This is a genomic window from Nesterenkonia muleiensis, assembly GCF_003600155.1.
GTDB classification, from domain to species: domain Bacteria; phylum Actinomycetota; class Actinomycetes; order Actinomycetales; family Micrococcaceae; genus Nesterenkonia; species Nesterenkonia muleiensis.
The window spans coordinates 1-22565 of record NZ_QWLD01000035.1 but is presented as its reverse complement, the minus strand read 5'-3'; the positions used below and the strand labels follow the sequence as shown (position 1 = coordinate 22565).

The following is a 22565-nucleotide window of genomic DNA, read 5'->3' as shown; positions in this document are numbered from 1 at the left end:
GCCTGCTTTCGGATGTATTCTCTTGTTCATGGCGATTGCGCAGGTGAGGGATGTGGCGAAGCGCGCCGGCGTCTCCCCGGCTACCGTCTCTAATGCGCTGAACCACCCGGAAAAGGTGTCTCCGCTGACTCGGGAACGAGTGCGCACGGCGATCGACGAGCTCGGTTATGTGCGTAACGACGCAGCGCGGCAGCTGAGGCAGCGCGGCAACCGCGCCGTGGGAATGATCCTCTTGGATGTGGGCAATCCGTTCTTCGCCGGGGTGGCCCGTGGCGCAGAGCTGGACCTGGCGGAGAATAACCGTCCGCTACTGCTGGGGAACTCTGCGCAGCAGGAGCCTCAAGAACTCAAGTATCTCAGCCTCTTCGAAGAGCAGCGGGTGGCCGGCATCCTGGTTACTCCGGTGGGAAACATCCTCTCCAAGCTGCGACGGATCAAACAGCGTGGTACTGCTGTGGTGATCGTGGACCGCAAAGCTGGTGCCAAGGAGTTCTCCTCTGTCTCTGCCAATGACCACCATGGCGGTCGGGCCGCAGCGGAGCATTTGGTGTCCTTGGGGCGAAGGCATATCGCCGTGGTGGGAGGGCCGGCGTCGATCCGCCAGGTGGCTGACCGGCTGGCTGGTGCCCGGAGCATCCGTGATGAGCGCGACGGCGTCACAGTGGAATATGTCGGCACCGGTGGGATGGACGCCGAGGCCGGGCGGGTAGCAGCGCGTGAGTTTTTGGCGCGGCCGCCAGAGTCTCGGCCCGACGCTGTCTTCGCAGCCAATGACCTTGTGGCCCTCGGTGTCCTCCAGGAACTGGTCAGAGCTGGAATGGCGGTGCCTGAAGACATGGCGCTGATCGGCTACGACGATATTGAGTTCGCCGGATCGGCGACAGTGCCCATCAGCTCTATCAGCCAGCCCGCGGAGGAGATGGGTCGCAGTGCTGCACGGTTGCTCCTGAGCGCGCTGGAGCGCCCCGATGCGCCGGTCCAGCATCCTGTATTCACCCCGGAGCTGGTGGCTCGCCAGTCCACACTTGGCCTCTCGGATTCGGCCTAGGCCTGATGCAGCGCGAGGTGGCGGTCAGCACCCATGCTCGCTGCACCGATGACTGGACCCAGAAGCAAAATCCATAGCACCTGTGCCACCGGTGTGAGAGTGGCTGCCAAGAGTCCAAAGGTGATGATGGCCCCGATGCCGCACGCTCCAACCCCAGCTGTGACGGCGGTGCCGGTGACTCCAGTGGCCCAGAGCCACCGGGAGGCCGCGGCCATGAGACCACCGATCAATCCTGCTGCGGTGCTTTCGCCTAGCAGGGGCAGGACCAGTTCAGCCATCCTCGGTTGAGCCCCGACGTTCAGGTCATAAAGGTTCAGCACAAGCGCCACTGCAGCGAAGCCCAGGCCCAACACCATGCCTGCCAAGAGGCAGTAGGTAGTGCGGCGGCCGAACCCAGGAGGCGGAGGTGTCTCGGTCATAGGAATCACACTCTCATACTGAGCACGTTCCGTGCGGTGTCTAGCGGAATGGGAGCAGTGTTGACAGCCCTGTGAGGTGCATCATACTGTGAGATGGATATATTGAATCGTTTCAAAGCTAGCTGGTCTTCGTCGTAGTACCTCATTCACTGAGCAGTGCACGAGAGTACGTGATGGCCGTGAGAAGTTGCCACCAGAATACGAAGAGTTTTAGGGGTGTCACCATGCGACGAGTCTGCTTCCAGCTGCAGGTCAAGCCTGACCGGCTGGAGGAGTACAAGCAGCGGCACCGCAGCGTGTGGCCGGATATGCTCCGGGCGCTGAAGCGTGCGGGCTGGAACAACTATTCGCTCTTCCTGGGTCACGATGGACTGCTCATCGGCTACCTGGAGACCGAGTCGCTGGAGGCCGCGCAGGCGGCGATGGAGCGTGAAGAGGTCAACGCCCGCTGGCAGGCAGAGATGGCCGAGTATTTCGTGGAGCTCGACGGCGCCCGCCCGGACACCGGCTTCGGGGAGCTGGAGGAAGTCTTCCACCTTGAGGATCAACTGGCAGCCCTGGAAGGGAACTGAAGAGGATATATGACAACGTTCGCAGAGATCGCTCCAGACCTGGAGCACCAGGCCATCGAAGTTCCCTCCTGGGCCTACGGGAACTCCGGCACCCGGTTCAAGGTCTTCGGCTCGCCTGGGACGCCCCGCAGCGTGGAGGAGAAGATCGACGACGCTGCCACTGTCCACCGGTTCACCAGGCTGGCTCCGACGGTGGCGCTGCACATTCCCTGGGACATGGTGGAGGACTTCGGCGGACTGACCCGCTACGCCACCGATCAGGGCATCGAGATCGGGACCATCAACTCCAACACCTTCCAGGACGAGGACTACAAGCTCGGCGGACTCACCCACCACGACCCCGCCGTGCGTCAGAAGGCCATCGACCACCATCTGCAGTGCATCGAGATCATGGGCGTCACCGGCTCCAGGGACCTCAAGATCTGGCTGGCCGATGGCTCCAACTACCCGGGTCAGGCAGACATCCGGGCCCGGCAGGACCGCTTGGCCGAGTCCCTGGCCACCATCTACCAGGCCATAGGTGACCAGCAGCGCCTGGTGCTGGAGTACAAGATCTTCGAACCGGCGTTCTACCACACCGATGTGCCGGATTGGGGCACCGCCCTGGCACACGTGCAGGCCCTGGGGGCCAACGCCACGGTATGCTTGGACACCGGGCACCACGCGCCCAGCACCAATGTGGAATTCATCGTCGCCCAGCTGCTGCGCCTGGGCAAGCTCGGATCCTTCGACTTCAATTCCCGCAACTACGCCGACGACGATCTCATCGTCGGTTCGGCAGATCCCTTCCAGCTGTTCCGCATCCTTTTCGAGGTCATCCGCGGCGGCGGTTACGGGCCGGACTCAGAGGTGGCCTTCATGCTGGATCAGTGCCACAACATCGAGAAGAAGATCCCCGGCCAGATCCGCAGTGTGCTCAACGTCCAGGAGATGACCGCCCGGGCCCTGCTGGTGGACCGGGAGGAGCTCGCGGCTGCGCAACAGGCCGGTGACGTCCTTGGGGCCCACCAGGTCTTCATGGACGCCTTCTATACCGATGTCCGCGCAGATTTGGCTTCATGGCGTGAGTCACGCGGGCTGCCCGGCGACCCCATGGCCGCCTACGCAGCGTCCGGATACCAGGAAAAGATCGAAGCCGACCGCGTCGGTGGAACCCAAATGAGCTGGTGAGTCTGCTGCGCAGATTCGCCCTCCACTCAATCGTCTCGGGTGCGGAAGCAGGCTTTCGCCCCACTCAGCTCAATCGTTCGCGGTAGGAGAGAAAAGATGACGCATCCAACAGTCGAAGCACTCATCGACCGGTCCAACCGGCTCGGCGCAGATCCGAAGAACACCAACTACGCCGGGGGCAACACCTCCGCCAAGGGCACTGAGCGCGATCCGGTCACCGGGGAGGACGTCGAGCTGCTCTGGGTCAAGGGCTCCGGCGGTGACCTCGGCACTCTCAAAGAGTCCGGCCTGGCCACCCTCCGCCTGGACCGCATGCGCGCGATGGCCGGCACCTACCCCGGGGTGGAGCGCGAGGACGAGATGGTCGCCGCCTTCGACTACTGCGCCCACGGCAAAGGCGGGGCAGCCCCCAGCATCGACACCGCCATGCACGGACTGGTCGACGCCGCCCATGTGGACCACCTGCATCCGGATTCCGGGATTGCCATCGCCTGTGCGGCCGACGGCCCGGAGCTGACCCAGAAGATCTTCGGCGAGAAGGTGGTCTGGGTTCCCTGGCGCCGGCCAGGCTTCCAGCTCGGCCTGGACATCGCCGAGATCAAGGAGCAGAACCCCCAAGCCATCGGCTGCATCCTCGGCGGCCACGGCATCACCGCCTGGGGAGACACTTCGGAGGAGTCCGAGCAGAACTCGCTGTGGATCATCGACACGGCCGCCCACTACATCGCCGAGCATTCCACGCCCGAGCCCTTCGGCGCGGCGCTGGAGGGCTACGGCCCGCTCCCCGAACCGGAGCGGCGCGCCAAGGCCGCCGCGCTGATCCCGACTATCCGCGCCATCGCCAGCTCCGATAAGCCCCAGGTGGGTCACTACAACGACGACGCCGCCGTCCTGGACTTCCTCGCCCATGCCGAACACCCCCGGCTGGCCGAACTGGGCACCTCCTGCCCCGACCACTTCCTACGCACCAAGGTCAAGCCCCTGGTGCTCGACCTGCCCGCCGAGGCCTCCGTGGAGGACTCCATCAGCAGGCTCAAAGAGCTGCATGAGACCTACCGGAAGGACTACCAGGCCTACTACGACCGGCATGCTGAGACCGACTCCCCGGCCATCCGCGGCGCCGACCCGGCCATTGTGCTGGTGCCCGGGGTGGGCATGTTCAGCTTCGGCAAGGACAAGCAGACCGCACGGGTGGCCGGAGAGTTCTACCTTAACGCCATCAACGTGATGCGCGGAGCAGAGGGACTCTCCACCTACACCCCCATCGATGAGCGCGAGAAGTTCCGCATCGAGTACTGGGCCCTGGAGGAGGCCAAACTGGCCCGGATGCCCCAGCCGAAGGAGCTGGCCACCCGCATCGCGCTGGTCACCGGAGCAGCCTCCGGCATCGGCAAAGCCATCGCCAAGCGACTGGCCGCCGAGGGCGCCGTGGTCGCCATCGCCGATCTCAGCCTGGAGAAGGCCCGCCAGGCCGCCGCAGAGATCGGCGGACCGGACAAAGCCGTCGGGGTGGCCGTGGATGTCTCCGACGAAAGCGCTGTCCAGCAGGCGATCAACGACACCTTGCTGGCCTTCGGCGGACTCGACATCGTGGTCAACAACGCGGGCCTGAGTCTCTCGAAGTCCCTGCTGGAGACCACCGAGAAAGACTGGGACCTGCAGCACAACGTGATGGCCAAGGGCTCCTTTCTGGTCTCCAAAGCAGCCGCCGCAGTGCTCATCGACCAGGACCTGGGCGGGGACATCATCTACATCTCCTCCAAGAACAGCGTCTTCGCCGGCCCCAACAACATCGCCTACTCCGCCACCAAAGCCGACCAGGCCCACCAGGTGCGGCTGCTGGCCGCCGAACTCGGTGAGCACCAGATCCGGGTCAACGGCATCAACCCCGACGGCGTCGTCGCCGGTTCCGGCATCTTCGCCTCCGGCTGGGGCGCCAACCGCGCCAAGACCTACGGCATCGAGGAGAAGGACCTGGGCGCCTTCTACGCCCAGCGCACCATCCTCAAGCGCGAGGTGCTTCCGGAGAATGTGGCCAATGCCGCCTTCGCCCTGCTCAGCTCCGACCTCTCCCACACCACCGGGCTGCACGTGCCGGTCGACGCCGGCGTCGCCGCCGCCTTCCTGCGCTGAAAGGCTGGGATGAGCACGACGACGCCCCCTACCGTCACCACCCACGCGGCCGTGGACCTCGGCGCCTCCTCAGGCCGGGTCATGCTCGGCCGCATCGGCCCCGACACCCTGGAGCTCACCCAGGCCGCTCGCTTCCCCAACACTGCGGTCAACCTGCCTGACGGGCTGCACTGGGACATCATCGGCCTCTACCAGCACACGCTGAACGGCCTCGCCGAAGCTGTCCGGGAAAGCCACGACGACGGCGGGCTCACCTCCGTCGGCATTGACTCCTGGGCGGTGGACTACGGGCTGCTCACCGGCGCAGAGCCCACCCGGATGAGCCTGCTGGGCACCCCCTACCACTACCGGGATCAGCGCACCGCCCGGGGAGTGGACCGCACACACCGGCAGATACCGTTCAGCGACCTCTACCGGCGCAACGGCCTGCAGCACCTGCCGTTCAACACCCTCTACCAGCTTGCCGCCGAAGACCTGCTCGGCACTGCGGACAAGCTGCTGCTCATCCCGGACATGCTCGGCTACTGGCTCACCGGGGAGATGCTCGCTGAGCAGACCAACGCCTCCACCACCGGGCTGCTGGAGGTGCGCAGCAAGGGATGGGACACCGAACTGATGCGCACCCTGGGCCTGTCCCCGGACCTCTTCGCCCCGGTGGCCGCGCCCGGCACCTCCTTGGGCACCACCCGTCCAGAGCTCGCCGGCATCCTCGGCGCCGAGGCGCTGCCGGTGACCCTGGTCGGCTCCCATGACACCGCCTCTGCGGTGGTCGGGACCCCGCTGTCCAGCCCCAACGCCGCCTATATCTCCTGCGGCACCTGGGGACTGGTCGGCCTGGAGCTCGAGGCCCCGGTGGTCACCGAAGCCTCCCGTGAGGCCAACTTCACCAACGAAGGCGGGGTGGACGGCCGCACCCGGTTCTTGACCAATGTGATGGGCACCTGGCTGCTCTCCGAAACCCTGGCGACCTGGCGCCGTCGTTCCGGCGAGGAGGACAGCCTGTCCGCACTTCTGGAGGCCGCCGCAGACCTCCCGGAGTCACGCGTGGCCGTCTTCGACGTCCAGGACCCCCGGTTCATACCTCCAGGCGATATGCCCCAACGCATCGCCGAGCTGTGCGGCGAACAGGATCAGCCGGCGCCTCAGACCAAGCCGGAGATGGTCCGCAGCATCGTGGAGTCCATCGCCCAGAGATTCGCCCGTGCGCTCGCTGATGCCTCCCGGCTCGCCGGGCGCAGCATCGAGGTGGTGCATATGGTCGGCGGAGGAAGCCTCAACGCCCTGCTCTGCCAGGCGACCGCTGACCGTTCGGGGTACCCTGTGATTGCGGGTCCCGTGGAGGCCACCGCCATCGGCAACCTCCTCATCCAGGCCCGCACCGCCGGAACACTGACCGGTGAGCTTGCGGAGGTGCGCAGTCTCATCGCCCGGACCCACAACTTGATCACCTACCGTCCACGGTCGGGCCCCGACCGCTACTGATGTGACGCCCGTGTCATCGTCATGAGGAGAGTCCATGTTTAACCGTCCCGGTCAGCACAGCGTGAGTTCTCAGAACGCGGAGAACCCGGCACGACGGCGGGTGCAGCGGCGGGTGCCCAAGCCTGCGGATCTGGCGCCGTTGATGCAGTTCAAGAAGATCGACCTCAGCGCCTCGCGCAGGCGGCTTGCCGCGGCGCTGACCATTGAGGACCTGCGGAGGATCGCCAAGCGCAGGACCCCGAGGGCCGCCTTCGACTACACCGAGGGTGCCGCTGAGGGTGAGCTGTCTCTGGCCCGTGCCCGGCAGGCGTTCAAGGATGTCGAGTTCCACCCGGCCATCCTGCGCGATGTCTCGGAGGTGGACACCAGTTGCGAGATCTTCGGCGGGCCCTCGGCACTGCCCTTCGGTATTGCTCCGACGGGGTTCACCCGGTTGATGCAGACCGAGGGCGAGGTCGCCGGGGCCACCGCGGCAGCTGCGGCCGGGATCCCGTTCAGCCTCTCTACCTTAGGCACCACCAGCATCGAGGATGTCAGGGCGGCGAATCCGCACGGTCGGAACTTCTTCCAGCTCTATGTGATGAAGGACCGGCAGATCTCTTACGATCTGACCGAGCGCGCCGCAGCAGCAGGGTTCGACACGCTGCTGTTCACCGTGGACACCCCGGTGGCCGGCGCGCGGCTGCGGGATAAGCGCAACGGGTTCTCCATCCCGCCGGCGCTGACGGTGAGAACCATCGCCAACGCGGTCCCGCGCCCCTGGTGGTGGTATGACTTCCTGACCACCCCGCCGCTGGAGTTCGCCTCCCTGAGCTCCACCGGGGGCACTGTCGGTGAGCTGCTGGACAACGCGATGGACCCCTCGATCAATTTCGAGGATCTCAAGACCATCCGTGAGCTGTTTGACGGCAAACTGGTGGTCAAGGGCGTCCAGACGGTGGAGGATGCCACGAAGCTGGCCGGTCTCGGGGTCGACGGCATTGTGCTGTCCAATCACGGCGGCCGCCAGCTGGACCGCGCCCCGGTGCCGTTCCACCTGCTGCCGGAGGTGGTCCGCGAAGTCGGTGATGACCTGGAGGTCACGGTGGACACCGGCATTATGAACGGTGCTGACATTGTCTCCTCCATCGCTCTGGGGGCGAAGTTCACCTTCGTGGGGCGGGCCTATCTGTATGGACTGATGGCCGGCGGGCGGCCCGGTGTGGACCGGATGATCCAGATCCTCACCGACCAGCTCGTACGGACCATGAAGCTGTTGGAAGTCAGCACCCTGGACGAGCTGGAGCCCAAGCACGTGACCCAGCTGCAGCGGCTGGTGCCGCGCCGGTAGCGTTCAGACATCCTTGGCGCGGACGACGACCGCGACATTGCTGAGGCAGTGGACGCTGCTCCTTTGTCAAAGGTGGCCAGTTCTCCATGACGGGCACTGGCACGTCCGGGGAGGTAGGCGCTGGCGGCCTGCCGGTGCCCACGTAGGCTGAGAGCTATGGGGCAATCAGCTGAGCCGAGAACCGCAGTGGTCGGAGGCGGCGTCGTCGGGCTTCTCACCGCATGGCAGCTGCGGCTGGGTGGGCATGCGGTGACCATCTTCGATCCCGCCCCCGGCGGGGATGCTTCGTATGCGGCTGCGGGAATGCTGGCCCCCATCAGTGAGGTCCAGTACGGCCAGCAGCAGCTCTGGGAGCTGATGACTGCCGCCGGTGCGCAGTATCCGGAGATGATTGCGCAGCTGGAGCGAGCCACCAGTGAACCTGCTGGCTACCGGGAGAACGGGACCCTGCAGATTGCCGTTGACCCCGGGGACCGGGCGGCGGTCGCTGACCTGGTTGCGGTGCAGCAGAGCCACGGAATGAGAGTCAACCCGCTGACCAGCGCTGTGATGCGCCGAAGAGAACCCGCGTTGAGCCCCGGTCTGGCCAAGGCCTGGGAGATCCCGGGTGACCACCAGGTCAATCCCCGGCAGCTGGTCCGCTGCGTCACCGAAGCCTTGAACGCCCGGCTGGATGCCGGCCACTTTCCCGGGGCTGGGCCGGCGGCGCAGTGGGTGGCCGCCCGGGTCACCCATGTGGAACAGGACAGCGGAGGCGGCGTCCGCCTCGAATGCGCACCACCGCGCCGCGCCGGTTCTCGGGACAACGGCGCTCCTGCAGCCGCTTCAGAGCACGCCGCCGCGGGGGTCTTCGACCGGGCCGTGGTGGTTCCCGGGCTCGGATACGGCCAGATCACGGGGCTTCCTCAGCGTCACCGGCTGCCGCTGCGCCCGGTGTACGGTGATGTGATCCGTCTGCGAGTACGTGGCGCGCAGCTGGGCCCGGGGGATAAGCACATCATTGCCGCAACCATCCGGGCCAGGGTGGCCGGCCGCTCGGTGTATATGGTTCCGCGTGCGCCAGATGACCCGTTGGAGCCGCGCGGGCTCGTGGTGGGGGCCTCCTCGCGTGAGGACGGGCTGGCCGGGACCCACGCTGGAAGTGTGGCCCAGCTGCTGGAGGACGCTGTTGCGGTGCTGCCAGCGGTGCGGGAGATGGAGCTGGCGCAGATCACCACCCGCGCCCGGCCGGGCACCCCGGATGACCGTCCGTACCTGGGGCCGCTGACTGACGACGGCGCCGTCGTGGTCTCTACCGGCTTCCACCGGCACGGGATCCTGCTGGCCCCGCTGGCGGCTCGGCTCACCGCGGCCCTGCTCCGCGGCAACCGGATTGCCGACGACGATGCCGCCCACCTGGCTGCGATGAATCCCGGGCGCGAAACAACGCCTTAGATCACGCGAAAGCCTGGCTTCAGGCGCCCTGACCCGGGTGCTCCGGGTGCTCTGGGAAGATTGAGTAGTCCACCTGCAGCGGTTCGATCAGGTGTCCGATGTCGACGCTCAGCGCCCCCGCCAGGTTGAGCAGGACGCCCAGGCGGGGGTTCGCCGGGGACCGGGTGCGCCCGTCGCTGAGTCCGCGCTCCAGCAGGCTCAGGTGCTGCAGGGATATTCCTGCCTGCAGGGCTACCTTCTCTTGGGACCAGCCGAGCTCAGACCTCGCTGCGCGAAGACGGACACCGAGTAGGCGGGCTTGCTGGGGCGTGGGATGGGGCTGGGACACCCCCTTACTTCACGTGAAGAGCGCCATCTTGTCTTCAATGTATAGATTAAATACTGTGGTGTGTGGAAAGGGGTCGATGATGAGGTGGGTATATCATGAAGTCAGGCCGATCTTCCAGCTCCTATGAAGAGTATTCCTGGAGTTCCTTGAGCGAAACAACAGAGTCTATGACCGGAGTGCCGCGTTTGCCGGAGGACCTCATTCTCCGGGATCGCCTGCTGTCCGCCCTGGCGGCTGAATCGCCGCTCACCGTGTGCCGCGGGCCGGCCGGCAGCGGAAAGACCACATTGGTGGCTCAGTATGTGCAGACAAACCCTGCTTTGGGCGTGTGGCTCTCTGCAGGCTGCCCGGCATCCACCCGGCGCAGTCTGTGGGTAACTGCTGCCCACATCGTCGCTGGACGATCCCCACGTGCAGCTGACTTTGCCGAGGCGCTGGGGAAGGCCCCTGATATGCGAGCTGCCTTGGTGCAGCTCTTCATCAGCGCTGAGACAGAACTGCTGGTCATTGACGATCTGGACCGCTGCGAAGATGCCGAGCATGTTGCCGAAGATGTCTTCCATCTGCTGCGGACCTGTCCGAGACTGCGGATCATCGTCACCACTCGCACCCGAGGTTATCTGGAGGGCGGTCTGGTGGGTGCAAGAATCGGCAGGACCATCATCAGCCCCTCGGCCCTGCTGTTGACTCCGGCTGAATCGTCCCGGCTGATCGCCGCAAGCCTCGGTAATCACGGCGTCGGCGATACTCTGCACGAAGCATGCGGCGGACACCCGCTGCTGCTGCGCGCCATGATCGTGGGCATACAGGACCGTGCACCGGGAGAGACTGTGGCACAGGTCGCTGTCAGAGTGGCCGGTGATGTGCTGCGCGGTATGGATTCTCAGTGCCGCAGCTTCATGCTCAGCACCTGTGTGCCCGAGGAGTTCGACCTTCAGCTGGCCAGTGAACTGTCCGAGAACGACGATCCGCAGAAGATCCTGGAGGCGCTGGAGAGAGAGGGGGTTATCACTCGCGTCGAGCGCTGTGATGATCCGCTGTGGCACTACCACGCCGTCATTCGGCAAGGACTGATGGAGCACGCTGCCGAGCCCGCTGCTCAGCGTGCTGCCCGGCGCATCACCGCGCGCTGGTGCCTGGAGCACGGCAGGCACCAGGATGCTGTGAAGTACGCGGTGGCCGCGGAAGCCTACGATCTTGCCTCCGAAGCCCTGCTGGCAGATGGTATGCAGCTGATTGTCCAGGGCAGCGTGTTCGACGCCTGCGCCCACCTGAAGCCGAAGGAGGTGGCACGATACCCGTTGCTCGCCTTCGCCATCGCCATGGGCTGTTATGTGCGGCGCAGCCGCCGGCTCATCGCGCAGGACTACTTCGACGCCACCGTGGCAGGGTCCAGGCTGCTGGCCGGCCGTGGGGACGAGTCCGAGACAGCTGTGCTGTGGACTGCAGAGGCGATCTCGCTGAGACTCAGCGGGAAGGCGTCCCAGGGTGCCGCTCCAGCGCGTCAGGCACTGGAGCTCCTCCGGGAACCGCACAGCGACCTTTCTCGGCTCAATGACCAGACCGGCTGGCTGCGGCTGGAGAACGCCCTGAGCCTGATCGCCGCCGACCACGTCGCGGAGGCCTGGGAAGCCCTCGACGAGAACGTCGCCGCCTTGGAGGCCCTGCTGCCTGTGGTGGCGTTTCAGACCCTGGGTGCTGCCGCCTACCTGCACACCGCAGCCGGCGATCTCCCCGCAGCCGGCAGGGCTCTTGAGGCGGCGGTCCAGCTTGAGGTGCCAGCACACGTGCTCCACAGTCATCAGGGGGCGCTCTACCGCCTGGCCCGGGGACTCATCGCTCTGGAATCGTTCGACACCCGTGCAGTGCGTGCTGAGGTGCAGGCTCTGGCCCTTCATCGGGAAACCATGGAGTTCCGTGCCCAGTTCCTGGCCCTTGAAGCGCTCGCGGACCTGGTCTCTGGGCAGTCGCCCCGCGGACTGCAGCGCATCGATGCCTACCTGCGCAGCCAGCGGCGCAGCAGGACCATCGCCGATGAGTCGGAGACCCTTGCGCCGGTGCAGGTCATTCTGCACTTGGCCGAAGGTCAGGGCGTACAAGCCCGTGCGGTGCTCGAACGACTGCCGGCCGGCCCAGGTTTTTCCTTGGGCAGGCTCTTGGGAACGTTGACAGGGCATCTGGCCCATGACCGCGAAGCGATCAATCTGCTGATGGGTGCGGACCTGGCCGGGGCGTCTGCACGTCAGGTCGCCTCGGCGCATCTGATCTGGGCCGCAGCGGCAGGCAGGCACGGTGAGGTCGAGACGGCGTCACGCCATGTGCACCATCTGTTGGCCGTCATGATGGAAAGTGGGCTGCGTTCCCATTTGCTGCTGCTACCGCGGCAAGAGTTGGAAGATCTCCATGACCTGGCGGTCAGTTCTGGGTTTGCCAACGCCGAGCTCCTCGGCGGGCAAGGTGTGCCCAGTGTGATGCCCCTCAGCATGCTGGTGCCTGACCTGACCCAGCGGGAGCACGTGATCCTGCACGCTCTTGCCCAGCATTCCGAGGTGGCAGGGATCGCTGATGCGCTGGTGGTCTCCCGCAACACGGTCAAGAGCCAGTTGCGCTCTCTGTACCGAAAGCTGGGTGTCATCAGCAGGGAACAGGCACTGGCGGCGGCTCGTGTTCACGGTTTGTTTCAGGGTCACCAGGGGGTGCTGCGATGATGCCCGGCTTCGAGGCGGGAGCTGCAGCCCAGCACTCAGGTTCAACGCAGCCACAGTACTTCTCCCCTCGGCTGCCGGCGGTGCCCCAGGACGTGCCGGAGCGTCCCCGACTGGTGCGTCTCCTCGAGGACAGTGTCGCCAGCAGTGGTCTGGTGCTGATGGTCGCCTCCGAGGGCACCGGCAAAACCACGGTGGCCGCCCAGTGGGGCAGACAGCACACGCAGCGGCCAGTGATCTGGCTCAATGCCGAGGACTCCGGCGGCAACGGGTGGGACTTCTACGTCGATCTCGTAGACGAGCTGGATGCTGCGGAGCTCTTGGGCGAGGACGAGAAGAACCTTGGCGGCGCAGGGGCCCCGCGCCCGCTGCGCCGGATGGGAACGGTTCTTTCCCGGCAGCTGCAGCGCTGTGGGACAGAGGCGGTGGTCGTGGTGGAGCGGGCCCATCGGCTGACGGAGGAGGCTTTGGACCTCATCACGAGGTTGGCGCATCGCGGGACGTTGCGCTTCCTTCTGCTGGCTCTGTGGTTGGACGAGGATTTCATCTTCGAGGCGCAGGACGTTTTCCACGCGCCAAGGATCGGCGACGCAGATCTGCAGCTGACCGAGGCGGAGATCCTAAGCTCCTTAGAGCTTGCCGGTCTGACCATGACTGATGCGGAGGTGATCCGTGGGATTTCCTCGCCACTGATGTTGCAGGCGATGGTGTACCGTGCTCGCGAGCAGCGGGATTCGGTCATTACCGCTGAGACTGCGCGGAATGTGCGGCATCAGCTGAACCTGAGACTAGTGCGGCGGCTGCTGGCAGAGAACACTCCTGCGCAGGACCAGAGGCTCCTGCTGCGGCTGGCCTTTCCCCCTATGCTCGATGAGCAGCTCACCGCCGACCTGCTTGGCATGGATGGCTCCGGAGCCCGGAGGGTCCTGCGGCGCTTGCGCGATGCCGGGCACGGAGAGTTCCACGAGGAGGGCACTTTTTATCTGGACCCGGCTCTGGTGGAAGGGCTGCGGGAACTCGCACTGGAGCGGATCGAACCCGCCGAGCTGCGCCGTGTCTATGTGACCATATCTGTGTGGTGTGAGCACAAGGGGCACATTCGGCAGGCCCTGCAGTTCGCTGTCCGCGCGGAATCCTGGGAGCAGATCGCTACACTGACACTGCTGCACTTCAACGAGCTCCAGCATGTCGCCAGAGAAGAGCTCAGCAGCATCCTTGACCGGGCCACCCCCGAACTGATTCGGCAACGGCCGTACCTGGGCTGGTTCCGTCTGGTGCTGCTGGCCGGCCGTCCGGAGACCACCGTGGCTGCCTTGACTGCCGTGGGAGACCACACGCTGTCGATGTTGGATCCAGACGCCCGGGGACTGCATCGACTGATCAACCAGACGATCACATTCGCATATCACTATATGCTCGGCGACTTTCACCATGCCGAGGAGATCATCGCTGACCTGCTTCCCCGGGTCGAGGGGCTCGCCGTGCAGGGGGAGAGCGTGGAGGTTCCGCCGGACCAGCGGTTCGTGCTGACGGCGGCCCAAGGCTGGGTGGTCACGGCGATGCGGCAGTTTGCGGCCAACACCAAACTGCTTCTGGGGCACTACACTGACGCATTGAGTCTGATCGAGCCGATCGTTTACTCATTGACCGACGAGCAAGGGGGCTTCAGCTGGCGCAATCTTCACAGTGCCGGCATCAAGGCCCTGATCCATGCGGCGTCAGGAAACATCAATGCCGCCCGCCGGACGCTCAGCTGGATTCACTCCTTCGAACTGCCGCCGGCATGGGACGAAAGCTATTTCGGCGCTCCTGCCTGCATTGCTTCCGCTTACGTCTCTCTGGCTGACCGGCGGCCGCAGACTGCTACGGCAGAGCTTGACCGCCTCAAGCATCACCAGGGCGGCACAGAGTATTGGGCGCATATCCTCGATGCTCGCGCACGCATCACCGCCTACTTCGAGGAACCGGGCATGGTGAGCTATGTCGCTGCGGAGCTTGCTGCCCGCGGTGATCGGCCGCCCACCAGCCCGTACATGCAGGTTCAGCTGCTCACCCGGGCCGCGGCGGTCGCTTTCTCCGCGGGCACACTGACCACTGCCTCCAGGTATCTTGACCAGGCTCGGGACGCGGACTACCCGGGACGGCCCGGGGTGAGCATTGAGAGAGCCGTTGCGGTGCTCGCTCTCTACGAAGAGGACTGGCTGAAAGCACGGGACATTGCGTCTGACATCCTGGAAAACACCTCGATCACCCTGCGGGAGGAGATCAGCATGAGACTCTGTTGGGTGCAGGCAGAACTTGGTCTCGTCGAAGAAGGGTTCCCCGATGCTGACAGCACAACTGCTGGACGGCATTTCATGGCTGCGCTTGCCCTGGCGGATGAGTGCGGCTCGCCGTACGATGTCATGATCATCTCGCCGCGGTGGTTGACCGGGTTGCTGAAGGAGTATGCGCCGGACCGTCATGATCTCGCTGAGGCGATGCACGGCGATGCTGAGTCTTCCTCCCCGGAGGGGCGCCAGGAGGTGCAGCTGACCGACAGCGAACATCGTGTGCTTGAAGAGCTCGCCCAGGCCGAGTCTCGTGCGGTCATCGCCCGCAGACTTGCCATCTCTGAGAACACGGTCAAGACACACCTGCGGAGGATCTACCGCAAATTGGGCGTGCGCTCGCGTGCTGAGGCGCTTGAGCGTGCCTATGCCAGCGGATTGTTCCTCTCGTCCTAGCGGTACTTGGTGAAGGGTCTGACGCGTTGGCAGTGGCTGAGGATGCGGACCAGCATCCATTGTGCGGAGCTGTCAACAGGGGGTGGCTCCACCCCGGTAGACCAGATCAAAGGATGAACTGCCGGGGCCCAAGCGTTGCTTAACGAAGTTCAGGACCGTAATGAGCTGCCCAGGGGCTGGTCCCCGGTGCGTCCGGGGAGTATCAGGAACGACGCCGAGGCGGTGGTGGTCACAAAGTTCATCAGATCATCGGTTTCATCCATCCGGTGCTGAGTGCGCACGAATGCCTCCAGGTCATTCTGGAAGCAGACGAAGACCATGCCCTCTTCCAGCGTGTCTGGTTCGGCGAAGCCATAGCTGCGGCGCAGCATCAGCGGGCTACCGGTGAAGCTGGGATGGGCGGCCCGGGCATGGGCGCGCAGCGGGATCGTCAGATCCCCGGTCTCCGTCCGTGCAGTGAGGTCGACCTCATCGGTGGGGGAGCCGCCTGACATCGGCCTGCCGTCGTCGCGGTGCCGGCCGAAGACGGCGTCCTGCGCCCCGGGCCCGAGGGCGCGGAAGGCGGAAACGTCCAGACTCATCCGGCGCAGCACACAGACGGTGCCTCCGGCAGCCGGACCGCCTTGGATCCACACGTTCTCCGCCAGTTCCTCATCAGTCCTGGGCACCACCACACCATCGTGGTAGCCGAACGGGTTGCGCGCGACGGTTCCTTCACCGGGCCCGCGATGTCCCGCCTGAACCCAGCGCACCGAGGCGTCGGGCACGAGGTCCAGCAGATGCATGGCGGCAGAATGGAGGACGGTGACATCGGTGGCGTAGAGCGCCAGAAGCACATCGCCTCCACTGATTTCGAGCTCAGTGTCTGAGCCGAATTCCGGCAAGGGCTCTGCCCCGGGTAGGTCGGGGTCTATGAGACTCACCAGCTGCGGACCGATTCCTACGGTGATGACAAGATCCCCAGGATCGTCAGGCAGCACCTCAGTGAGATGACCCTTCGGATCGGTCAGTGAGTCGATGCCTTCGCCGAGGTTGGCCAGCATCTCGAAGACCTCCGTGGAGGAGGTCTTCGGGACATCGGCAATCACAAACAGCGCATTCGCCTGCGGGGTCTGGGGACGGTCCACACCAGCTTGGTGTCGTCCCCGGGAGTCCACAGGGCGTCCAGCTTCGGCGGAGCCCGATGCGCGACCAGGGCTCTCAGCGGTGGGGTCGCCTGTGACCCAGGGCCTCCACAGCACTGCAGACGCCGCCGCCCCGACGCCGACCCCTGCTCCCGAGCCGAGCAGAAAGCCGCGGCGGCTGACTCCCGGCGCCGGTCGCTTCTCCTGGGGGCGCTGTTGTTGCGGGCCTGTTTCGCTGTCGCCGGTGGTCATTGCCCAGCGTCCCGGTCGTCGTCGGAGTTACCCTGGCCGGTGGTCTCTGCCTCGCCGAAGGGGTCGCCGAGGTCAACGTCCCCGGCCTCGCTGAGGACAATCGTGGTCCACTCTTCGTCCCCGCTCAGCAGTACCTCTGCCTCGGACATGACACCGGCCTCGTCGATGAGGAACCGTGTGGTGATCTCATCGGGGTCGATCTCCTCCCCGGCGGTGACCTCCTCTTCGGCCGCCGGTCCGCCGAACAGGGTGAAGGTGCCGGACCCCTCCGCATTCTCCGAGAGCCAGAGCGCCCCGCCCTGCTGGAGCAGCAGGGGATTGTCCGGACGTTCGGAGCCCAGCGAACCGACGACCGCGAAGAGCGTGTGGATTCGCGATGCACTCGGATCTAAGGGCCCCCCATCCCATGCTGCGTCCAGCTCGTCGGTGCCCGGGATCGGCAGTGGGGCCTGGGATTCGGTGTCTTCGGCGTCGGAGTCTTCGGGGATCTCGTTCCACGGCTCGCCGGCCGCGTAGTAGCCGACCACCTGCTCGTTCCAGAGCATCAGACTGGACTCCTGGACCGCTCCATCATTGTCAAGAAGGCTCAGCTCGCCGTAGCCGGTGCCGGTGATGTAGTCGAACCAGCCTTCAAAGCTGTAACGGTCTCCGAAATCGTTCAGGCTGAACTGCACACCGCGGGTGCCGGCGTCGAAATTGTTGAACCGGCTGATCGCCAGCAGCTCGGCTTCCTCATTGGTCAGCGGCCGCGGTTCGGGGTCGCTGCTGCCGCAGGCGGTCACAGCGGTGAGACTGAGCACCGCTGCCAGCTGAGTGGTCCTCGAGATGCGCTTCACGGGACTCCGTGGCGGGAGCGCTCGGCGAGATAATCCGAGCCCGGAACCTCAGCGACGTCGTCGGTGACGGCGATCTCGCCCAGTTCCCGGGCAGCGGGCTCATCCTGCATGGTCGGCTGTGCCGGTGGGGGGTCGATCTGCCGGAAGCTGACTCCGGACGGCACCTCCACCTGGGGCAGCTCTGCGGGGTCAATGGCCGGCTGTGTGCCCGAACAAGAGGAGAAGAGGTCTTCGGGGAGCAGGGTGGCGTCGTCGTCGGTATCTGGCTCGGTGCTGGGTGCGTCAGTGTTGCAGTTGTCGGCTGCAGGCGCCCGTGCCCCGGCAATGTTGGCGATATCGACCCCGTTGGTGCTGAAGGCATTTCCGGCGATGCGGTTGCCGACTGGGGCGAGGTCCTCCTCGGAGGAGAGGGTGACGCCGCTGGAGGGGTTGTTCTCGATGCGGTTGTTCACAAAACGGTTGAGCGTGCCGGCTCCGATGCCGATCCCGACGCCGAAGGCACCTTCGGCCTGTGCGGGGGAGTGCGGCTCGGCATTCTCACCTACTAGGTTGCCGTGAACAGTATTGGCCTGCTGCGGATGGAAGGCCTCGCGGTAGTTGGACAAGAAGGTCATGCCCACCCGGTTGTGGGTGAACCGGTTTTCGCGGACCCCCGCGAGTTCGGAGGCATTGGCGTTCTCGAAGCCGACCGCGTTGTTCTCTGCGACATTATGGGATACGTCGATCCAGCATTCCTGGCACTGGCCCACATAGATGCCAGAGTCGGCATGGCCCGAGGCGTAGGACTCAGTGATGGTGCCCTGCTGGGCGTTGAAGGCGTAGAGCCCGTAGAGTCCGTTGTTGTAGGCGGTGATGTGGTCGAAGCGGAACCGCTGGACCGGTGGGAAGTCCTCCGGATCGAAGGTGGAGTAGCCGTCTCCTCCGTGGGCGGCCGGACCGTTCTCATCGTGCAGTCCGGTCACCAGCACGCCGTAGAAGGTATGGTCGGTGACGGTGAGGTTCTCCACGCTGACCCCGTCGGCGATGGCGGAGATGCCGAAGGGGCGGACCCCTCCGCCGTCGATCACCACCTCGTTGCGGTCCTCGCCGCGAACGGTGACATCCTCGACATCTATGAGCACGGATTCCTCATAAGTTCCCGGACCAATGACGATCAGACCTCCGGGCTCAACGAGGTCCACGGCGTCGTTGATGGTCTCCGCGTCCTGGGGGACGTAGACTGTGGCGTCGGCGCGGGCACTGTCATCCTGGGGCCCACCTTCATTGTCTCCGGTGTCCGGATCTGCCGAGCAACTTGAGAGTGCAGTGAGCGCAGTGACCCCGACGATCGCTGTCAGTGTGCGCACTGCTGAACGGGTACCTCCCCAAGACATAGGCTTCAATCTAACACTGCTCCATAAGAGGGTGATCACCCTCGGACCCTGAGGGTGAATGCGAGGGTGAAAAACAACCTCTGGCCTCTGTTCAGGTTGTCAACAGGTTTTCCCAAGGCCAGACTTGAGCCTCAGAAATACCCATATGTTCAGGCGCGCACACAGGTGATCTGTGTGCTTGGGGGCTAGGCGGCATCACAGTTGGTTCCGCACCTGAGAAACTCGCACTCACTTTGAGGAGCACATTCAATGGACGAACGTGTGTCACGCAGTCGTCGACAACGGCGAAAGCTCACACCGCAGCCTTCTATGGCGCAGGTGCGCAGAGGAGCGGCAGCCGCGCTCACAGGCGCGCTGGCCCTGGGCGGCAGCATCGTGGCGATGCCGGCGGCCTATGCAGCGGACGGGGAGGTGACTGGCACTGTCTTCCGCGACTTTAACCAGAACGGCGTCTTCGACACCGGAGGTACTGTCAGCGATGAGGGTCTCGGCGGCGTGACCGTCGCCGCCTACGACAGCACAGGGGAGCAGGTCGGCAACACTGTCAGCGACTCCGACGGCTCCTACACCCTGAGCGTCTCGGATGCTGAGACCGAAGATCTTCGGATTGAGTTCAGCGATTGGCCTGATCAGTACCAGCCGTCCGGCACTTCTACCGGTGGTACCAACGGCACCAGCGTGCAGTTCGTTCAGCTCGGCGATGACCCTGTCACGGATGTGGACTTTGCGCTCAATGTCCCTGCTGATTTCACCGTTGCCGAGGGTGAGCCATCGGTCTCAACACTGATCCACTCGGCCGGAGACCCGGAGCACTCCGGTGTCAATGACGAGCCCGCAGTGGTCAGCACTCCGTGGAGCGTGGAGGAAAACAGTGGTGGGGGCGGGAGTATGGTATTCCCGGACCGCACTGTTCATGCTACCTATGGTCAGGTTGGCTCAGTGTGGGGCTCGGCATTTGACCGTTCGCAGGGCGACCTCTTTGTCGCTGCTACCTATAAGCGCATGTCGGGCCTCGGTCCGCAGGGCCTGGGTGGGATCTACCAGATCCAAGGTGCTTTGGACGCTGACGGTGAGGTTCAGACTGGAACCCTGGTGGAATGGCTTGATGTCACCTCCCTGGGTATCGACGTCGGGCAGTCCCTCGAAGATGGTGACGAGAACAGGGCACTGACAAACGATGAGCGGGGGCTCGACGCTCCTGGTGATGACAACGAGGATCCGAACGCGTTCGCCAATGCGGCCAAGGTGGGAATCGGCGACATTGCCATTGATGAAGCGGGCGAGAGGCTCTACTTCGTGAACCTCTTCGACAATACTGTCTACGGTGTCGAAATCGCCTCTGGGGAACTGGCTGGTTCCTGGGCGATCCCTACTGGCGCGAACCAGCAGGCATGGGCGCTGCAGATCCATCACGGTGAGCTCTACGTCGGCTGGAACGACACCGGCACTGAAGGTTTCCAGTCCGCAGCTGACGCAGGACTGCAGTATCACGTTGCCAAGGCTGACTTGGCTGACCTAGATGCGGGCTTTGAGACCGTGCTTGACGGTGGTAACCTCGGCTACTCCAAGGGCGACCCGGTGTACCGCTGGGGTGGGACCAGCGGTACTCAGGTTGCGGACAGCAACCCCCAGGTGATCCAGTGGAACACCTGGACAGATGTGTGGAGCGCTGGCGATAACTCTGTAGCCTTCACCTCGGGTTGGGGCAACACACACGTCTACCCGCAGCCTGTGCTTTCCTCACTGGCCTTCGACTCAGGCGGATACCTGACACTCGGTTTCCAGGACCGCACCTCGATTCAGGGCGGCAACCGCAACCGGGCGGCCGACGGCTCGTCACTAGGGACAGGGCAAAATGCGCTGTACTTCCAAACGGTAGCCTCCGGGGATTTGCTGATTGCAGGGCCGGGCGAAGACGGCACGTTCGTGACGGAGTCCGGTGGAGTGGTGTCGAACGAGATCACCGGTGACTCACGCAGCGCCGTCACCGAAGGGCGCACCCCGATCAGCCCATCCTTGGCCGACGGCGGTGAGGGCCCAGGCGGAGACGAGTTCTACTTCGATCGCCAGGACGCCACAAATCCTGAACGGGTCAACACCAATCACCTTGAGGTCGGGCTCGGCGCGGTGATCGCGGTGCCTGGTGCGTCCGAGATCGCCTCCACCGCCATGGATCCGCTGGAGGACGTGCGCGTCACCGGACTGACCTGGTTCAACAGCGCGGACGGCAATCTCGCCCGGGGCTACAACCACGTCCGCGATACAGGGGATGGCAATAATAGTGCCAACTTCCAGAAAGGTGGCGGCTTAGGCGGAGTGTCTCTGCTGACCGAGGAAGCACCGGTGGAGATCGGCAACCGGGTCTGGTTCGACGCTGATCGCGATGGTATCCAGGGCGCAGATGAGCCTGGCCTGCCCGGTGTGACAGTGCGTCTGCTGGACGACAATGGCGAGCAAATTGCCGATACCGTCACTGATGAAAACGGTGAGTACTACTTCCGTACCAATGAGATTGACGATTTCTACACTCGCGGCGACTACACAGTCGTCTTCGAGCGTCCTGACGAGGGAACTATTGACCTCGGCGGGGAGATCGGTGAGGTCAACTGGGCCGACCTGGAACTGACCCTGCAGGAATCTGGCGACAATACCGCAATCGATTCGAACCCTGATCCAGATACGGGCAGGGCTGACGTGACGGTCAATGGACCAGGTCACAACGATCACACGATCGATGCAGGCTACACACTGCCTGCTCCGACCGGTGACTTTAAAGTCAAGAAGAACGTTGAGGGTTCGGACGAGCTGCTTGAAGATATTAGCTGGCCTGAGCACCCGTTCACGGTTGAGTACACCTTTGAGCTAGACGGCGAAGAAGAAACGCTTTCGTTTGAGGTGATCAACGGTGGCGTGTGGTTCCGGTCGGAGCAACTTCCAGTTGGCACCGTGGTTACCCTGGAGGAAGTCAATTTCCCTGACATTGATGGTGTCGTCTGGGGTGACCCAGAGTTCAGCAGTGACTCTTTTGAGATCGGCACGGGCAAGGATTCAACCAAGAAGATCACTCTGACCAATTTTGCCGAGCCTGAGCCTGAAGAGCCTTCGGTGTCGATCATCAAGGGTGACGGTAATACTGAGGATGGTGTCATCAATGACGCCAACACTGAGGAAGAGGCCGTCCAGTATGAGGCTGGTGAGCCCCGCGATATTCTGATCGAGGTGGTGAACACCGGTCCGGAGGATCTGGTTGAGGTTGAGCTGACTGATCAGACCATTGCTGGTGATGCCGCGATTGAGGATCTTGAGTGGTTCTTCCCGGATGGTTCTTCGGTGGAGGCTTCCTTCGATGAGGCGACTCTGACCTGGATTGCTCAGTGGGATGCGACGTTCCTGGATCCTGAGGATGAGGATGCAGCGGTCTGGGTGGTTGATGATGTCATCACTGGTGTGGCGACTCTGACGCTGCCTGCTGGTGGTGAGCTGCACACCAACGTGGCCTCGGTGAATGCTGCCGGTGCTGGTACCGGTATCCCGGTTGAGGATGAGGACCCGTACAACGCGGTCCCACCCGATCCGACGTATGCGATCGGTGATTATGTCTGGGTCGATGCGAATAACGATGGTCTCCAGGAT

Annotated in this window: 15 protein-coding genes; 10 read left to right on the top strand and 5 right to left on the bottom strand. The window is 64.3% G+C overall.

Annotation, left to right across the window (positions count from 1 at the left end; genetic code table 11):
- The first annotated feature begins 28 nt into the window (after nucleotides 1-28).
- A complete protein-coding gene (locus DVO78_RS09245; RefSeq protein ID WP_120004533.1) occupies nucleotides 29-1048 on the top strand; it encodes a LacI family DNA-binding transcriptional regulator in 1020 nt (339 codons plus the stop codon).
- Here DVO78_RS09245 and DVO78_RS09240 read toward each other — a convergent pair.
- Nucleotides 1045-1467, bottom strand: coding sequence for a hypothetical protein (locus DVO78_RS09240; RefSeq protein WP_120004532.1), 423 nt, complete (start codon nucleotides 1465-1467; stop codon nucleotides 1045-1047). The two genes, DVO78_RS09245 and DVO78_RS09240, sit on opposite strands and share 4 nt — an antisense overlap.
- Before the next feature lie 224 nt (nucleotides 1468-1691).
- On the opposite strand from DVO78_RS09240, the gene DVO78_RS09235 reads away from it, so the two are divergent.
- The 6 genes from DVO78_RS09235 (at nucleotide 1692) to DVO78_RS09210 (ending at nucleotide 9588) form a co-directional block, all read left to right on the top strand.
- On the top strand, nucleotides 1692-2039 hold the full coding sequence (locus tag DVO78_RS09235; protein ID WP_120004531.1) for an L-rhamnose mutarotase: 348 nt from the start codon (nucleotides 1692-1694) through the stop codon (nucleotides 2037-2039).
- Nucleotides 2040-2048: 9 nt separating this feature from the next.
- On the top strand, nucleotides 2049-3209 hold the full coding sequence (gene rhaI / locus DVO78_RS09230; protein ID WP_120004530.1) for an L-rhamnose isomerase: 1161 nt from the start codon (nucleotides 2049-2051) through the stop codon (nucleotides 3207-3209).
- 96 nt (nucleotides 3210-3305) lie between these two features.
- A complete protein-coding gene (locus DVO78_RS09225; RefSeq protein ID WP_120004529.1) occupies nucleotides 3306-5342 on the top strand; it encodes a bifunctional aldolase/short-chain dehydrogenase in 2037 nt (678 codons plus the stop codon).
- A 9-nt stretch (nucleotides 5343-5351) separates the two neighbouring features.
- Nucleotides 5352-6824 (top strand): rhamnulokinase, encoded by a 1473-nt coding sequence (locus DVO78_RS09220; protein WP_120004528.1) that lies wholly within the window; start codon nucleotides 5352-5354, stop codon nucleotides 6822-6824.
- Nucleotides 6825-6966: 142 nt separating this feature from the next.
- The gene (locus DVO78_RS09215; protein ID WP_238385231.1) at nucleotides 6967-8154 is read left to right on the top strand and encodes an alpha-hydroxy acid oxidase; all 1188 of its coding nucleotides are present in this window, start codon (nucleotides 6967-6969) and stop codon (nucleotides 8152-8154) included.
- Between the two features lie 156 nt (nucleotides 8155-8310).
- A complete protein-coding gene (locus DVO78_RS09210) occupies nucleotides 8311-9588 on the top strand; it encodes an FAD-dependent oxidoreductase (protein WP_120004526.1) in 1278 nt (425 codons plus the stop codon).
- Between the two features lie 19 nt (nucleotides 9589-9607).
- Here the strand turns inward: DVO78_RS09210 and DVO78_RS09205 are convergent, their stop codons facing one another.
- Complete coding sequence (locus tag DVO78_RS09205) at nucleotides 9608-9916, bottom strand: helix-turn-helix domain-containing protein (protein WP_120004525.1); 309 nt, start codon at nucleotides 9914-9916, stop codon at nucleotides 9608-9610.
- A 167-nt stretch (nucleotides 9917-10083) separates the two neighbouring features.
- On the opposite strand from DVO78_RS09205, the gene DVO78_RS09200 reads away from it, so the two are divergent.
- Entirely contained in the window at nucleotides 10084-12624 is a 2541-nt protein-coding gene (locus DVO78_RS09200) for a winged helix-turn-helix domain-containing protein (protein WP_162301582.1), read from the top strand.
- Entirely contained in the window at nucleotides 12621-15347 is a 2727-nt protein-coding gene (locus tag DVO78_RS18165) for a LuxR family transcriptional regulator (protein WP_120004523.1), read from the top strand. Before DVO78_RS09200 ends, DVO78_RS18165 begins: the two co-directional genes overlap by 4 nt.
- 149 nt (nucleotides 15348-15496) lie before the next feature.
- Here DVO78_RS18165 and DVO78_RS09190 read toward each other — a convergent pair whose 3' ends face one another.
- The 3 genes from DVO78_RS09190 to DVO78_RS09180 are packed head-to-tail and all read right to left on the bottom strand — an operon-like array spanning nucleotide 15497 to nucleotide 18932.
- A complete protein-coding gene (locus tag DVO78_RS09190; protein ID WP_120004522.1) occupies nucleotides 15497-16723 on the bottom strand; it encodes a Dyp-type peroxidase in 1227 nt (408 codons plus the stop codon).
- Nucleotides 16720-17559, bottom strand: coding sequence for a hypothetical protein (locus DVO78_RS09185; protein WP_120004521.1), 840 nt, complete (start codon nucleotides 17557-17559; stop codon nucleotides 16720-16722). Before DVO78_RS09185 ends, DVO78_RS09190 begins: the two co-directional genes overlap by 4 nt.
- Nucleotides 17556-18932, bottom strand: coding sequence for a right-handed parallel beta-helix repeat-containing protein (locus DVO78_RS09180; protein WP_120004520.1), 1377 nt, complete (start codon nucleotides 18930-18932; stop codon nucleotides 17556-17558). Before DVO78_RS09180 ends, DVO78_RS09185 begins: the two co-directional genes overlap by 4 nt.
- 249 nt (nucleotides 18933-19181) lie before the next feature.
- Here DVO78_RS09180 and DVO78_RS09175 point away from each other — a divergent pair.
- Nucleotides 19182-22565 (top strand): SdrD B-like domain-containing protein (locus DVO78_RS09175; RefSeq protein ID WP_157983969.1); only part of this gene is annotated, 3384 nt, incomplete at its 3' end.

What these genes read in the sequence shown, in the direction of transcription:
- DVO78_RS09245 (WP_120004533.1), top strand. Translation starts at nt 29, where the DNA reads ATGGCGATTGCGCAGGTGAGGGATGTGGCGAAGCGCGCCGGCGTCTCC.
- DVO78_RS09240 (WP_120004532.1), bottom strand. Translation starts at nt 1,467, where the DNA reads ATGACCGAGACACCTCCGCCTCCTGGGTTCGGCCGCCGCACTACCTAC.
- DVO78_RS09235 (WP_120004531.1), top strand. Translation starts at nt 1,692, where the DNA reads ATGCGACGAGTCTGCTTCCAGCTGCAGGTCAAGCCTGACCGGCTGGAG.
- rhaI (WP_120004530.1), top strand. Translation starts at nt 2,049, where the DNA reads ATGACAACGTTCGCAGAGATCGCTCCAGACCTGGAGCACCAGGCCATC.
- DVO78_RS09225 (WP_120004529.1), top strand. Translation starts at nt 3,306, where the DNA reads ATGACGCATCCAACAGTCGAAGCACTCATCGACCGGTCCAACCGGCTC.
- DVO78_RS09220 (WP_120004528.1), top strand. Translation starts at nt 5,352, where the DNA reads ATGAGCACGACGACGCCCCCTACCGTCACCACCCACGCGGCCGTGGAC.
- DVO78_RS09215 (WP_238385231.1), top strand. Translation starts at nt 6,967, where the DNA reads ATGCAGTTCAAGAAGATCGACCTCAGCGCCTCGCGCAGGCGGCTTGCC.
- DVO78_RS09210 (WP_120004526.1), top strand. Translation starts at nt 8,311, where the DNA reads ATGGGGCAATCAGCTGAGCCGAGAACCGCAGTGGTCGGAGGCGGCGTC.
- DVO78_RS09200 (WP_162301582.1), top strand. Translation starts at nt 10,084, where the DNA reads ATGACCGGAGTGCCGCGTTTGCCGGAGGACCTCATTCTCCGGGATCGC.
- DVO78_RS18165 (WP_120004523.1), top strand. Translation starts at nt 12,621, where the DNA reads ATGATGCCCGGCTTCGAGGCGGGAGCTGCAGCCCAGCACTCAGGTTCA.
- DVO78_RS09190 (WP_120004522.1), bottom strand. Translation starts at nt 16,723, where the DNA reads ATGACCACCGGCGACAGCGAAACAGGCCCGCAACAACAGCGCCCCCAG.
- DVO78_RS09180 (WP_120004520.1), bottom strand. Translation starts at nt 18,932, where the DNA reads ATGTCTTGGGGAGGTACCCGTTCAGCAGTGCGCACACTGACAGCGATC.